At 42.2% G+C, this 15,094-nt stretch carries 12 protein-coding genes; 5 read left to right on the top strand and 7 right to left on the bottom strand.

Going from position 1 to position 15,094, the window contains the following annotated elements; translation table 11 throughout:
* Positions 1-212 precede the first annotated feature (212 nt).
* From DZ860_RS05750 to torE, 4 genes are all read right to left on the bottom strand, one after another.
* Positions 213-1,190, bottom strand: coding sequence for a porin (locus DZ860_RS05750; protein WP_120029967.1), 978 nt, complete (start codon positions 1,188-1,190; stop codon positions 213-215).
* Positions 1,191-2,483: 1,293 nt separating this feature from the next.
* Positions 2,484-4,946 carry a trimethylamine-N-oxide reductase TorA gene (gene torA / locus DZ860_RS05755; RefSeq protein WP_120029968.1) on the bottom strand — a complete coding sequence of 821 codons (2,463 nt, stop codon included), beginning with the start codon at positions 4,944-4,946 and terminating at the stop codon, positions 2,484-2,486.
* 25 nt (positions 4,947-4,971) lie between these two features.
* Positions 4,972-6,156, bottom strand: coding sequence for a pentaheme c-type cytochrome TorC (gene torC / locus DZ860_RS05760; protein WP_120029969.1), 1,185 nt, complete (start codon positions 6,154-6,156; stop codon positions 4,972-4,974).
* A gap of 50 nt (positions 6,157-6,206) precedes the next feature.
* Positions 6,207-6,389: a trimethylamine N-oxide reductase system protein TorE gene (gene torE, locus DZ860_RS05765; protein WP_120029970.1), complete on the bottom strand. Its 183-nt coding sequence runs from the start codon at positions 6,387-6,389 to the stop codon at positions 6,207-6,209.
* A 425-nt stretch (positions 6,390-6,814) separates the two neighbouring features.
* Between torE and DZ860_RS05770 the strand changes: the two genes are divergently transcribed.
* Complete coding sequence (locus DZ860_RS05770; RefSeq protein WP_120029971.1) at positions 6,815-7,606, top strand: ABC transporter permease; 792 nt, start codon at positions 6,815-6,817, stop codon at positions 7,604-7,606.
* A 403-nt stretch (positions 7,607-8,009) separates the two neighbouring features.
* On the opposite strand, the gene focA is transcribed toward DZ860_RS05770, so the two are convergent.
* Positions 8,010-8,852 carry a formate transporter FocA gene (gene focA / locus DZ860_RS05775; protein ID WP_120030092.1) on the bottom strand — a complete coding sequence of 281 codons (843 nt, stop codon included), beginning with the start codon at positions 8,850-8,852 and terminating at the stop codon, positions 8,010-8,012.
* 380 nt (positions 8,853-9,232) lie between these two features.
* On the opposite strand from focA, the gene DZ860_RS05780 reads away from it, so the two are divergent.
* A complete protein-coding gene (locus tag DZ860_RS05780) occupies positions 9,233-9,472 on the top strand; it encodes a TIGR02647 family protein (RefSeq protein WP_120029972.1) in 240 nt (79 codons plus the stop codon).
* A 60-nt stretch (positions 9,473-9,532) separates the two neighbouring features.
* Here the strand turns inward: DZ860_RS05780 and DZ860_RS05785 are convergent, their stop codons facing one another.
* Positions 9,533-9,964 (bottom strand): PACE efflux transporter, encoded by a 432-nt coding sequence (locus tag DZ860_RS05785; protein WP_120029973.1) that lies wholly within the window; start codon positions 9,962-9,964, stop codon positions 9,533-9,535.
* Positions 9,965-10,053: 89 nt separating this feature from the next.
* Between DZ860_RS05785 and DZ860_RS05790 the strand changes: the two genes are divergently transcribed.
* Genes DZ860_RS05790 through DZ860_RS05800 form a run of 3 tightly spaced genes read left to right on the top strand, consistent with a single transcriptional unit; the run spans position 10,054 to position 12,513 of the window.
* Positions 10,054-10,932 carry a LysR family transcriptional regulator gene (locus DZ860_RS05790; protein ID WP_120029974.1) on the top strand — a complete coding sequence of 293 codons (879 nt, stop codon included), beginning with the start codon at positions 10,054-10,056 and terminating at the stop codon, positions 10,930-10,932.
* Positions 10,933-10,975: 43 nt separating this feature from the next.
* Positions 10,976-11,797, top strand: coding sequence for an NAD-dependent epimerase/dehydratase family protein (locus DZ860_RS05795; protein WP_120029975.1), 822 nt, complete (start codon positions 10,976-10,978; stop codon positions 11,795-11,797).
* Between the two features lie 56 nt (positions 11,798-11,853).
* Positions 11,854-12,513 carry a YdcF family protein gene (locus DZ860_RS05800; protein ID WP_243641820.1) on the top strand — a complete coding sequence of 220 codons (660 nt, stop codon included), beginning with the start codon at positions 11,854-11,856 and terminating at the stop codon, positions 12,511-12,513.
* A 298-nt stretch (positions 12,514-12,811) separates the two neighbouring features.
* Here the strand turns inward: DZ860_RS05800 and clpA are convergent, their stop codons facing one another.
* Entirely contained in the window at positions 12,812-15,085 is a 2,274-nt protein-coding gene (gene clpA / locus DZ860_RS05805) for an ATP-dependent Clp protease ATP-binding subunit ClpA (RefSeq protein ID WP_120029976.1), read from the bottom strand.
* Positions 15,086-15,094 lie beyond the last annotated feature (9 nt).

The raw sequence follows: 15,094 nt of genomic DNA on the forward strand, positions 1-15,094 counted from the left end.
GTTGGGTGAGAAAGATCGATGAATAGATAGATAAAATTTTCGAGAATTCGAACGCGGAGCGCGGAGCAATATAAAAATGAAAAAGATAAAAATGAAAGAGCCCTCATTCCCAAGGGCTAAAATGGCAGTGGATTATGCACCAAGCTTCCTGCTTGAAAAGAAAAGGTCTGCCGAGGCAGACCTTAATAATCTAAAATCTATATTAGGATTTATTAGAAATCGTAAGCTAGTTTAGCGAATACTGCTAGGTCGTCGTCTTGGTTGTCAGAAAGATCAACTTGAACGTCCATTAGGTAAGCAAGTTTGTTAGTGATTTGGTAAGAACCACCGAAGTTAACTGCTTCTTTGTCTTCGTTGTCTTTGTAACCACCAGCTAGGTATAGGTCACCTAGAGTGTAGCCAGCAGATACGTAGATTAGGTCAGCATCAGTACCGTTAAACGCTTCTTCGTTTGAGTAGTTAGCACCGATAGTTAGTTGACCAAATGTAACTGTACCGTTGATTAGGTATAGTTGCTCAACATCTTCAACGCTTGCTGCATTTTTGTCATCGTTGTTTTCGTAACCAGCGTTCACAGAGAACATTTCGTTCGCAAAACCAACGTAACCGTTGAAACCTTTTTGACCAGTTGCGTCTGCGTTACGGTCGCCGTAGTAAGTTACACCGTATTTGAAGCCTTCTTGTACGCCTTCAAATTTAACAAATTGACGTACGTCAGATGCGTCGTTTGCAGAAGCACCGTACTCGATTGTTTGGTCAGAAGCGCCATCAACTGCATCTAGTGCAGAGTCACCTACGTAACCGATAGAAGCCACGCCGAAACCAGTTTTGTAACCAACCCAAGTATCGATAACAGTGAATTTAGCATCCATAGAAGAGTAATCTTCTGCTAGGTCAAACTCAGTTGCGAACTGACCAAGTACGTTGCCTTTTTGGTAGTTAACGAAAAGGTCAAAACCAGTAACATTGTAGTTGTGGAATTCTTCTTTTTCGCCTGCTGCATCAACACGACCTTCTTTGTATTCACCACCGACTGCAACTTGGCCGCCAACAGAGAACTCTTCGCCAGAAAGGATTAGATCGATGATAGATTCGCGAGCGCGCTCTGAAGCTGATTGGTTAGTTACGTCTGCTGCCACTGCTGTGCCAGCTGCAAGAGTAAGTGCAAGTGCAATTGCTGTCTTTTTCATTTTTATAATTCCTAATAGATTTTTATTTATGAGCGAGAGTACGGGTCGTCCATTTGCTCTGTAGGCAAAACTATTCGGAGAACCAATATTACACAAATAAAAAAATCAAAAGAAACCTAAAAGCAAACCCCATCAAGACCGTGATTTTTCTAAAAATAACTAAAAATAGTACATATTTGCGGCATTTCAAGTCAATTTAAGCGAGCTTGCTCACAAAAAAACCTAAAGTTCAAACATTTCAATAAAGACAGAGCTTTTTTTATTTAGTTCCATGAATGAGTAAATTATTTGATTGAGTTAACAAAAACGAATCGTCCGCCAAACAGCTATCTAGCTCGCTTTTTACTCAATAAATATTTTGCTTTAGTGTATCCCCGTTAGGCGCTCCCGACATTAGACCTTTCTTGAGCAATTCATCACCAGAAGCGATTCAATTCACTGCGCATTTTTGCTAAATAAGTTAAGCATTCTCTTGTATATCAAGGCCTGCGCTAGGGTGGATCTGTGTAAATCATTGCCGTCAGTATCCACTCATCTTAGCGTCCCTCATTCCCTATTCTGTTCTAGTCACTCTAGTCTATCGTGGGTCATAATTACTGCGGTGCTAGATTCAAATTAGATTGATTCTGTCGATGATGTTGAGCCGTTCTAGTTAAGCGAAACAGCGAAGAAAATCAGAGCAAATAACCGAAACTCCGCCTCAATCTAAAAGAGGCAACAATAGAAGTTTTGATAGGGTGTGATGAGTGTTACAGCGTACTTTTTCGCTGATCAGTATTTTTCGTTTATCAGTAGTAGCGAGTAAGAATGGACATGCCAGCATATTCTCGAAGATGTAGGATTGTATGTGGCCAGGTTTCGCTAGCTGCTACAGTATGCTCGCTCTCACAGTTAGAACGATACCTGATAGCTAGGTAATAGATGAAGAGAAGAATGAGAGCGATAGAGAGGTATACAGAAGATAATAAACAGAAAGGGAAACAGGTAACAACGTCACGTCGTAGAGAACTCCTTGGTGTGATAGGGACATTAACCACATCAGTTAAATCGACAATTTCGCGAATATAAGCCTATTGTCAGCCATTTTAACTCGCATCAAAGACTAAAACACTCAGCGATTAAAGCTGCAGTTTAATACTTATCTAATGACGTCAATATACCGCTATCTATATTGGAAGTATGGTTTGAAACATATTCTGGGATCCCGAGGATTTCTCAGTATAACCTACATAAAATCGTGACAAAAAAATACCAGCACTAAGGCTGGTATTTTTAAATCATCGTTATACGAGATTAAGCAACTTCGATTGGACCACCGAATGAAGTTACTGGTGGAACTTTACCAGTGAACTTCTCGAAATCTACGATACAAGTATTCGCAGATGTCGCCTGAGCAAGCTCGGAAGAGCCAATATCCAATGTTAGTGTGTTTGGATCGCCGTAAGTACAGATTGCACCGATTTTTTCGTTTAGTGGGCCGTACCAAGCACCCTCTTCAATACGAATAACACCACGAGGGTAGCTATCAGTTAATACTGCACCCGCCATCAACTGACCACGGTCGTTGAACACGCGTACCAAGTCACCCGCTTTAATGCCTTTTTCTTTAGCATCAATTGGGTTGATGTAAACCGGCTCACGACCTTGAACTGTGTAAGTCGCACGGAATTCATCAGATTCACACATTTGAGAGTGTAAACGCTTGTCTGGGTGGCAAGATTGCAACCAGAACGGGTGTTTCTCAGAACCAGGACCACCGTGTGAACGTTCTGTCTTTTCAAACCACATTGGGTGTTCTTGACAGTGTTCGTAACCGTAACGACCAATCTTACGAGAAGTGATCTCGATAAAGCCTGATGGTGTACCTAGTGGGTTGATTTCTGGATCTTGACGGAAATCAGCGTGGCGAACCCAAGGCTTACCTTCACCGAAATCAAGAACACTCTGTTCCCAGAATTCAGCAAATTCTGGCATTTCAAACTTACCAGTGTTCGCTGCTTTACAATCATTGTATAGGCTTTGGATCCACTCCATTTCGCTCATACCACGAGTGTATTCGTCACGACGGCCAAAGCGTTGAGTTAACTCACTCATAATTTGGAAGTCAGTCTTAGACTGGAACATTGGGTCAACTAGGCGGTGCATTGCAACCAAGCCTTTGTTTGAGTATGAACCGTATACGTCGATATCGTTACGTTCCCACTGAGTACATGCTGGTAGCACGATATCAGAGAAACGACACGTTGCAGTCCAAGCAAACTCAATCGTTACTACCGTTTGAAGCTTCATAAATGCTTTCTTCATACGGTTACGATCTTGGTGGTGATGCCAAGGGTTACAACCTGAGATGATCATCATCTTAAAGTCAGGAAGTTTAACTTTGCCACCGTTGTAACGGATCTCTTTTCCTGGCTCAAGTAGACAGTCGATCCAACGCGCAACAGGAATGGTGCGGCTGTAACCGTTAAAGTCGTTGTTATCCCACTTCGGCTTAGAACCTGTGTCCAAGTTACGAGGGAAACCACCAGGACCAGCGAAACCAGTCGATGGAACACCGATACTTGAGTAGTGGTGACCGTAAGAGATACCACCACCTGGTAGACCAATTTGGCCAACCATTGCTGCAACTACTGCTGCTGCCCAGTATGGTTGCTCACCGTGTTCTTGACGTTGGATACACCAACCCATCAAGATCTGTGTGCGACCGTTTACTAGCATGCGAGCAAATTCGCGGATCTTGTCAGCTTTAACGCCACAGATCTCAGCAGCCCATTCAGGTGTTTTAACTACTTTGTCTTTAGTTTCACCTTGCACGTAGCCGATGAACTCTTCAAAGCCAAGACAGTAAGTTTTAATAAACTCTTTGTCGTATAGGTCTTCGTTGTAAAGAACATAAGCAACAGCCATCATAAACGCCACGTCAGTTTGTGGGTTGATGTACATATGGTCGTTGTTTAAGTAACGCTGAGTTTTGTTCTTAACTGGGTCAACAGACAGAACATTGATCTCGCCTTTCGCAACTTTTTCTTTCAGTTGTTCTAGGTATGCGTATGACTGGTGAGTCTCACAGTTCCAGCCAACCTGTAGGTTTTTAACTGGATCGTTTGCCCAAATGATAATGTTGTCTGAATTATCTAGAATTTCAGACCAAGATGTACCTTGAGCATAAACTTCTGTTGAACCTAAAACGTAAGGCATGATGGTTTGACCTGCACCCGTCGAGTAGTCACCTACTTTCGTGATGAAGTTACCATGCATACCAACTGCACGTTGCATGTGAGCTGTACAGTTGTTGAAAGAACCCGTTTGGTTCCAACCAGTTTGACCGGCGTGAAGTGCCCATGGACCGTAGTCTTTTTGAACACGTTCAAGTTCACGGTAGAACAAGTCTAGTGCTTGATCCCATGTCACACGGATAAAACGGTTGTTACCACGCGTTTCTGCGCTGTATTTGTGTTTCTTTAACCAGTCTAGGCGAACCATTGGGTAACGAACACGTGAAGGGCTGTAAATAATACCCTTGATACCGTTCAACATCTCAGTTGGGTTTTTATCAAGTTCAATCGCTTGGATTTCTTGAACTTTACCCGCATAGATGTGGGCGCGGAATGCACCCCAGTGAGAACCTGTAACTTTCCAAGTTCCTGTTGTTTCTGCTGCGTTTGCAGATGCTGATACCAATAAGCTTGGACCAATTACTGACGCTGCACTTGTGGTTGCTACACCTTTAAGAAAACTTCTTCGTGTAATAGCCATTAAAAATTACTCCATCCGTCGCTTATTAGTGGTGGCCTTCAGCATAATCTGAAGAGTGCATCTGTAGATACTTCAAGATCAGTGCTTCACTGTCTGTGTCTAGGTTAACGAATGCTAACATACCGTCGAACATACCTGGCCAAGTGTTCGCATCAAAGTGCGCTTCAGCTGGTTGAGTGTGACATACAGAACAGTTTGTTTTATAAGCTTCGCTTGATTTTTCCCAGATTGGTGTGATGTCATTTAGCATAGATTCTTTCTTGATCCATACTGTTGCAGACACTTTCTCCCAAGGAAGACCCGTTAGCTCATCCACTTTCTTCTCGCCCGTTGTCACAACTTTAGAGTCGGTAGACGCTTCTTTAAGAAGTGATGCAACTGCGATGTTCTTACCAAATTCAGCTTGGATTACACGACCAAAGCCTTTCGCTTTACGCCAGCCGTCGATTTCAATTTCAGCGTAATCGCCTTTGTCAGCCAATACTGTCACTGTTGATGCTGGGTTTAGAAGACCAGCTTCTGTCTCACCTTTGTCATCAAAGTAAATTGGTAAGTGACGAACACTCACTAACTGTTGGCCAACATCATAATTAGTGTTTGATGTTAGTTGTTCAAGATCACCAACGATACCGCCAATGCTATCCATACCTTTTGGTAGGTTATGAGCAATACCTTTGTGACAATCTACACAGCTTTGATCTTTCTCAGCTGCTTGCTTCATTTGAATACGAGCAGTTGGAGACATTTGTTCAAAGTCCATAGACTCGTAGTTGTGACAGTTTTTACACTCTAGAGATTTGTTTGCAGAGAAACGATCCCATTCGTGTTTAGCAAGTTCGATACGACGCTCTTCGAAAACGCCTGGTTCATCGTAGTTGCCAAATACTTGTGCAAATACTTCTTTAGAAGCCTGCATCTTACGTGCAATTTTGTCTGTCCAGTTATGAGGAACGTGACAGTCAGGACACGTTGCACGAACACCAGAGTGGTTTTTCCAGTGAACGGTGTCTTGAAGTTCAACATAAACATTGTCACGCATGGTGTGGCAGCTAATACAGAATTTTTCTGTATTAGTATGTTCAAGCGCGGTATTGAAACCACCCCAGAAAATAACGCCAGCGATAAAGCCGCCCACAGTCAGTACACCAAGACTGATATGTACTGCTGGGCGTGACATCGTACGCCACAGTTTAATGATTACTGATTTCATTGTTTGCTCTCTTAAAATCGATTCTAAAGTGTTGAAATGAGCTCAATGGCTTACATGCCGCCATGTACGCCCGGAGGTCCAAAGAAGAACACTTGCAGTGCCCAAACAATAAACCCATAACCTCCAACGAAACCCACACTTAGGATCGGGAAGAGAATAATCGTAATGAAGAGGAATGACTTCCACTCCAGTGAGCGTTTCTCACCACTCTCAATTTTGTTAACATCACTCATACATTTGCCTATTTTGTATCTAGTGTTATCCGGCGACTTCTAAAAGCAAGTCACATATTATTACAATCTCTAATTAAAAATTTTAGACCATACCCTCAGTAGGGTTCAATCAAATAACGTCTTTCATTCCTTGTTAATCAACACTTTTTTGAGTTCATACGTGGATGTGTTTGAATAAGGATTAATGTGAAAACTTGTCTGATTTTGTTAAGATATATGAACAGCGAAATATTGTTAAATCATGAACTTAAGGTTTACATGAATGAAACAAGTTTCGGTAAAAATCGTTCGTTTTTCAATCATGTCGACCTCTAGTTGACGCTTCATTGCTAATTATATTTGCCTTTATTGTTAAATAAATGATTAATTGTAGTTAATGTTCGCTAAGAAAGTACTGCGTTGTTTAACTCAAAAAGGAGAGCTACTTGAATAGTTTAGTCGACGTATCTTGGGTTGCACTGTTGTTGTTTTTTTCGACATTGTCTGCTCCTCTATTCATCAGCCGATACTACCAACTCAAGCTCGAAAGAGAGATGGTGCTCAGTGTCACCCGGATGTCTCTCCAGCTCCTTTTAGTCGGCGCCTATCTAGAGTATCTTTTTCAACTTGATAACGCTTTTGTGAACTTTTTTTGGATCGTTATTATGCTCATCATTGGAGCTAGTTCGATTATAGGAAAAACACACTTACCCAAACGTGTATTAATGTTACCGGTCATCGCCGGACTATCCACGGGGATTCTCCCCATGTTACTGCTCATTACCCTAGGGATAATTCAGCCTACGCCACATTACAGTGCTCAATATCTTATTCCACTAGCGGGTATGCTATTAGGCAACTCATTGAGCTGTAACATTATCGCGCTACAAAATCTCTTTGGTGCATTTCAACAACGCCAAGCGGAATATGAAGCAGCGATTTCTCTTGGAGCTTCGGTTAAGTATGCATGTTTGCCTTTTATGCGTTCAGCCATGCAAAAATCACTCGCACCAGCTTTAGCTACAATGGCAACGACTGGGCTTGTTACTCTACCCGGAATGATGACCGGACAGATTCTGAGTGGTGCAAGCCCATTGATCGCCATTAAATATCAATTGCTGATTATGATTGCGATTTTCGTTATGAGCGCGGTCTCGATGACGATAACCCTTGAACTCAGTATCAAGCGTGGTATCAACCATTATGGACGCGTACTTATCACGACTCCCCAAGAATAAGTTAACCAGAAAGGTCAAACTTCATTTTATCCACAGAATCTGTGGATAAACCTGTCAGCGTCTTGGAAATAACTTAAGGTAAATGTAAAACCAATTTAAAATCAAGATGTTATAGAAAGGGTTTTACTTATAAATCGCACGGGTTATTTTATGACCACCATTGCTGATTTTGAGTTTAAATTAAGCTGTTTACTGAAATAAAAGCAAGGATCCTTACCGTGCCTCTCCAGTATTTATAACAATACCTGTGCTAAATATCCGACTAGCTTGTCGAAAACTACACTTTTCCTCTTTAGTTGTGTGATCACTACGAGTAGAAATCTAAAGAAGATCAGATCACGTTAAAATTCTGGATATAAAAAAAGGCCCAATCGGGCCCTCTTCTTTTCGATATGAAAATGAATCAATCTCGGAGGTAAATCAACCAGTACCATAATCCGACAAAGACACCACCGCCGATAATATTGCCTAACGTTACCGGAATAAGATTATTTATAATGAAGCCCATCATATTCAGATCCGCGTAGTCAGCTATATTCGCGCCTGTCATCTGCCAAAATTCTGCTGGGGCAAAATTCTTAATACCAATTGCCATTGGCACTTGGAACATGTTTGCAATACAGTGCTCAAAGCCTGCAGAAACAAACATTGCTACTGGCAAAACCATCACCATGATCTTATCAGTTAACGTACGCCCGCTGAATGTCATCCAAACCGCAACACACACTAACACGTTACACATAATACCTAATGCAACAGCTTGGAAAAAACCATGATGGAGTTTATGTTGCGAAATTGCCATTGCATTGATACCCACCTGGCCGTGATCAAACATATATTGCTTTGCTACCAGCATACAGCCGACCAACAATAATGCTCCAACTAGGTTTCCCAAATACACAACAATCCAGTTTTTGAATAAAACCGTCCAACTGATTTTTCCGCTCGCACGCGCAACCAAAGTCAGTACTGAGCTGGTGAAAAGCTCACCACCAGTAATAATAACGAGGATCAAACCTAAACTGAATGCAAAGCCACCGATGAAGCGGCTAATACCCCAAGCCATTTCTCCAGTACCCGTCGTCACTGTTGTGTAAAAAATGAACGCGATACCAATATGAATACCAGCAGCAATAGCTAGCAAGAATGATTTCATCGGGTCCTTGGTCGCTTTACCGACGCCAATTTCCGCCGCGCGTTCCGCCATTTGTGGTGGGAGCAAAGAGTCAAACTGATTTAGGTTTATCATGGTGTTACATTTAGAAATAAATGGATTTGAATGGTGGCGGATGATCCTCCTATTGCTAAGATTATTCAAGCCCTAATTGTAAATGTTCTGAAAAATGATCTTTACTAGTCGTACTAGGGCCGTGTAAATGCATGGTTAATTTTTATCCATAGCAACAATCATTTTTACCTTATGAAATACACTAACTTTGTCTACATTGTCGCTGAGTTACAACACTAAAGGTCAATTTCGATTGCGTGCAAATTATTCTATTTGGTGAATGAGTGCTCAACAGAGCACGTATTTCAAGGGCTGCGTAACATTTCTCAATCTTTAGCATTGCTGGAAACACGAATAATCAGTAGTTTTGCTACATACTTTCTCTAAGGAAAATACTTATGAAATATTCACCTGACCGTATCGCTGAACTGAACTTACTGCTTCAATTTAATATCGGCAGCACAGCAACAGGTATCAAAGTTCATCATGACGCTTCTGAAGAGGTTCAATCTGCTGTAAAACGCATTTTTGACAAGGGCCTTTGTACACTACCTGATGGTGGCTACTTAACTGATGAAGGCATTCAAGTAGCAGAGAGCGCTGACAAGATTTTACGAGTACTATCTAGCAAAATTTAATTGCCTGATTCTCATAAAAAAGAGCACCTTTCGGTGCTCTTTTTTTTATCTCAACACAAGTTATATTGCTTGTTCTTTCTGACCAAACAAGAATCGATACGGTTGTACTTTGTCATAACACCAATTAAATCCTGTCGCATAAAAGAAGAAGAAAACTAAAAATCCAGCTTCCAATAGTAGCGCTGCCAGTATGCTAATATTGAGAAACCATGCCATCGCTGGCACTGTAATAAAGATCAAGCCTCCCTCGAAACCAAATGTATGACCAATTCTTAATGCTAACGAACGCTCGCTGCGATTTGAACCAAACCAACGGTCAAAAAGCACGTTATAGATGTAGTTCCACACTACCGTAAACAAGCTTAAGCCAATGCCCACGATCGCTAAGTCGCCACCAGCCTTACCAGTAATTAGTGCTGTGGTTGGAATAATAATAGCCAAAGCGATAGCTTCAAATGACATCGCGTGGAAAATGCGTTCTTTAGTTTGCATGTTAATTATCTCGTTAAGTTCACTACTTGCCGGCTATTTTCATCTATAATGACGATAGTAAATAGTTAGATACCATCGTTAAAAGTGATATGTTTAGTTTTGAACAATTAGAAGCCTTTACTGCTACTGTCGAGACTGGTTCATTTTCTGCCGCCGCTCGTAAGCTGAATAAAGTACAGTCGGCAGTCAGTCAGCACATCATCAATCTTGAAATTGATTGTGGCGTAGAATTATTTGATCGTAATGGACGCTACCCAAAGCTCAATAAGAATGGTCAGAAATTACTGCCTTATGCGCAAGCGACACTCAAACAACATAAACGCTTAGTCAACAACGCTGCGATACTTTTCCAAGATAATCAGCATGATATAACCTTGGCAATTGATGAGGGAATTCCTGTTCAACACCTCACCACAGCTTTGGCTTCTGTTTGTGAACGTTTTCCGACCGTTAGCTTTGAGTGTCTTTCCGCTTCTAGTATCGACATTATTCCGCTCGTGACTTCAAAACGAGCCACGATGGGAATTATGTTCAGCGAACCTCAAATCGATCCTCAAATTGACTTCGAAAGTTTAGGTAGTGTCGCGTTTGATGTATATGTATCAAGCCAACATCTTCTCGCACTAAATAAAGCGCCACATCTCGATATATTACTTCTGCATCGCCAACTGGTTATCCGTTCAAAAAGCCATGAAACCAGCAGCTTCCAACAAGCATACAGCCCGGACGTATGGTACGCTGACAGTCACTATGTTTTATTAGAGCTGATGATTAACGGTTTCGGATGGGGAATGCTGCCGGTACATATCGCACAGCCCAGCATTGACGACGGCACGATTGTTCGCGTACCCGTTGAATTTGAAAAACTAACCTGGCAAGCCAATATTGATGTGATTCAGCACCAATCTCTAACACATTGCCCTGCCCATGCATTTTTAAGAGAAAACCTACGTCAACTCTATAGCTAAATGAGCCCCTCACGGTAAGCGAATAGATAACAAGGAGATTACGATGAAAAAAATAATGATTATCGGCGCTGGCTGGCTAGGCCGCCCTCTCGCCCATTATTTGCAAACTCTTGGTCATTTCGTGGTAGCAACAAAAACAACGATCGATGGCGTTAGCTTACTAGTAAATGAAGGGCTTCACGCTGAGCAGCTCGACCTAACTCATAATGGCAACCATCTGCGCACGCTCATCGAACAATACGATATTGAATTAGTGATTGGTTGTTTCCCTCCTGGTTTTAGAAGAGGCCTCGATAAACAATATGCCGATAACTGGCAACACATTGTTGAATCGACTCAGTCCACCAGCGTAACAAAACTGGTGATGGTAAGTTCAACGACCGTCTATCCTAATCTTTCCCAGCCTATGATTGAGACAGATGCAGCATACGCTCTCGCCCAAAGCGAACCGCTCTTTTCTGAGAATGCTCGCCAAATGTTAATTGCTGAACAACATGTCATTGACAGTCAACTCGACTATGGCATCGTTCGTTGCAGTGGCTTAATTGGCCCAGACCGCCACCCTGCTCGTTTTGTCAGTAAACTCAAACAAGTCAGCCTTTCAGCGCCTGCGAATATGATCCATCAGAGCGATGCCATCGGCGCGATCTGTTTTGTTGCCATGCTTGAAAGTAATCAAGTCGTGAATGCCACCACACCAAATACTGTCGCTAAATCAGAGTTCTATCGAGCCGCGATCGAACGCTCTGGAGAGTCTTTGACTCTTCCTCCGATCGTGGATTCGCCAGACAAGCGAATTATCAGTGATAAATTATCGGATCTTGGCTATCGCTTTCACTTTCAACACACACTTGAATTGATCTAATTGGGCCCCTCCTCCGATGCTTGGACGAGTTTAGATCCATCGATAAAGGCATGAAAATGACGAAATCCAATAACAATACCCGCATGTATCAAAATATTGAGATACTGTGGGATTATATGCAGCTAAATCAACCAATTGAAGCAGCAGATTGCCTCTTTGTTTTAGGCAGCAATGACCCTAGAGTCGCCGAGTATGCAGCCGAGCTCTATTTACAAGGTTTTGCCAAAAAGATCGTTTTTTCCGGTGGATTTGGTCGATTAACAGAGGGCGTATTTGAACAGCCAGAAGCCGATTTTTTTGCTGATATCGCAAAAGATGCAGGAGTGCCTGCTGAAGATATCATCATAGAAAATAAATCGACGAACAGCGGAGAGAATATTCTTTTTACCGCAAAGCGATTAAGTGATCTTAGCCTCCATTTCGACAGTTTCATCTTAGTTCAAAAACCATACATGGAAAGACGTGCATTCGCTACTTTCCAAAAACAATGGCCACTACCTTTCAAACGAGTCAGCGTTACATCAACAAAGGCATCATTTTTCGATTACTTCACTCAAGATATCGACTTATATATGGTACTTGAAGCGATGCTCGGTGATTTTGAACGGATAAAGAGTTACCCGAAATTGGGCTTTCAAGTGGAACAAGAGATCCCATCTAATGTCGAAGCGGCGTACTGTGCATTAACTACCAGCCTAGTCACATCTCAGGTCTAGCCACATCCTAACCTAACTCCACTCCCAGTGAGCCGAACTAGCACGCTATTTTCTATATAATTGTTCGGCTCTATAATTGCTCGGTATAGTTGCCCTGTATGCCTCACCCGTTTCAGTTATCCGCGTACAAACGTTTAGATAACACGACTACTGAGATAGAGGTGCAGGGATAAAAGCTACAGAGATAAAAAAAGCCAGAACAGAGTTCTGGCTTTTTGTTGCAGTTGTGCCCCGTTCTGAAATGTGTTCACACGTGAGAACGAATGATGACAACTGCGATACTATTTAAAAAAACGGACTAGTGAACAGCCGGCTCTTTTTCTTTCTTAAACTTAAATTCAAGCTCATCGCCATTTAAGTCAACGCGTACCGTACCACCATCAACCAACGAACCAAATAACAGTTCATTCGCTAACGGTTTCTTCAATTGTTCCTGAATAACACGGCTCATTGGACGAGCACCCATTGATTTATCGTAGCCTTTCACCGCTAACCAATGACGTACGTCATCAGCCACTTCCATTGATACGCCACGCGCATCAAGCTGAGCTTGCAGTTCAACGATAAACTTATCAACCACTTGATGGATGACATGCTCATCTAAGCTGTTGAACCAGATAATATTATCTAGACGGTTACGGAATTCTGGCGTGAATACTTTCTTAATCACTGACATCGCATCATGGCTATTATCTTGCTGAATCAAACCAATTGATTGTTTGGTTGTTTCCTGCACACCAGCGTTGGTTGTCATCACCAAAATCACATTACGGAAATCAGCCTTACGGCCGTTATTATCCGTTAATGTACCGTTATCCATAACTTGCAGTAGCAAATTAAAGATATCTGGGTGAGCTTTTTCAATCTCATCAAGTAGTACCACAGAATGCGGATTTTTGATCACGGCGTCGGTTAGTAAACCACCTTGGTCATAACCTACATAACCAGGAGGGGCACCAATAAGTCGGCTCACAGAGTGACGCTCACCATACTCAGACATGTCAAAACGCAGTAATTCAATGCCCAATAATTTAGAAAGTTGCACCGTGACTTCTGTTTTACCTACCCCAGTAGGACCCGCAAACAAGAACGAACCAACTGGCTTATTCTCAGCACCTAAACCGGCACGAGTTAGCTTAATCGCTTCACTAAGCACATCAATGGCATCATCTTGACCAAAGACCAGCATCTTCATTTTTTCATCCAGCTTTTGCAGGATTTCTTTATCTGATGACGATACTGATTTCTCAGGAATTCGAGCCATTTTTGCAACCATAGCTTCAATGTCAGCTACGCCTACTGTTTTCTTACGACGGCTTGCTGGAGCTAAGCGGCTACGAGCACCCGCTTCATCAATCACATCAATTGCTTTATCTGGCAAATGGCGTTCGTTAATGTATTTTGCTGAAAGTTCTACCGCAGCACGTAGCGCTTTATTGGTATAACGAACTTCGTGGTGCGCTTCATATTTTGGTTTCAGACCAATCAGAATCTTGGTTGTGTCATCAATTGACGGTTCTACTACATCAATTTTTTGGAAGCGACGAGACAGAGCTCGCTCTTTCTCAAAAATATTGCTGTATTCTTGATACGTGGTTGAACCGATACAACGAAGTTTACCGCTACTCAATAATGGCTTGATTAAGTTCGCCGCATCCACTTGTCCGCCTGAAGCTGCGCCAGCACCGATGATGGTATGAATCTCATCAATAAATAGGATGGCATCATCTTCTTTTTCTAGCTGTTTCAAAATCGACTTAAAGCGCTTTTCAAAATCACCACGGTATTTAGTACCAGCTAGCAATGAACCGATATCAAGAGAATAGATTACGCTATTTTGAATAATTTCAGGCACTTGACCCTCAACAATTCTCCAAGCCAGTCCCTCAGCAATCGCCGTTTTACCAACACCAGCTTCACCAACAAGTAGTGGGTTGTTTTTACGACGACGGCATAAGACTTGAATCGTTCTTTCTAATTCTTTATCTCGACCAATTAACGGGTCAATTTGGCCTTGCTTAGCCACTTGATTCAAGTTGGTCGCAAAGCTCTCTAGTCTATCTTCTGAATTGACTTCTTCGGCATTGCTTTCGTTACCAAAAGAATCCGATGATGATTCGCCATCGCTTGAGCTTGACGCTTTGCTAATGCCATGGGAAATGAAGTTAACAATGTCTAAACGGCTTACATCGTTTTTCTTTAATAAATACGCCGCATGTGACTCTTGTTCGCTAAAAATGGCAACAAGTACGTTAGCACCTGTCACTTCACTACGTCCTGAAGATTGAACGTGGAACACAGCTCGTTGTAAGACACGCTGGAAGCTTAGCGTCGGCTGCGTTTCTCGCGTTTCATCATTTTCTGGAATTAAAGGGGTGGTTTGGTCAATGAATACATCCAGTTCGTTGCGTAGAACATCGATGTCAGCACGACACGCCGTAAGTGCATCTCGCGCAGCATCATTTTCCAGCAAGGCTAGCAGGAGGTGTTCGACAGTCATAAACTCATGTCGCTTGTCTCTAGCACGAGCAAACGCGCCATTCAGACTCGACTCTAATTCTTTATTCAACATAAGACCTCC

This window comes from Vibrio sinensis (genome assembly GCF_003605645.1).
Taxonomy (GTDB): Bacteria; Pseudomonadota; Gammaproteobacteria; order Enterobacterales; family Vibrionaceae; genus Vibrio; species Vibrio sinensis.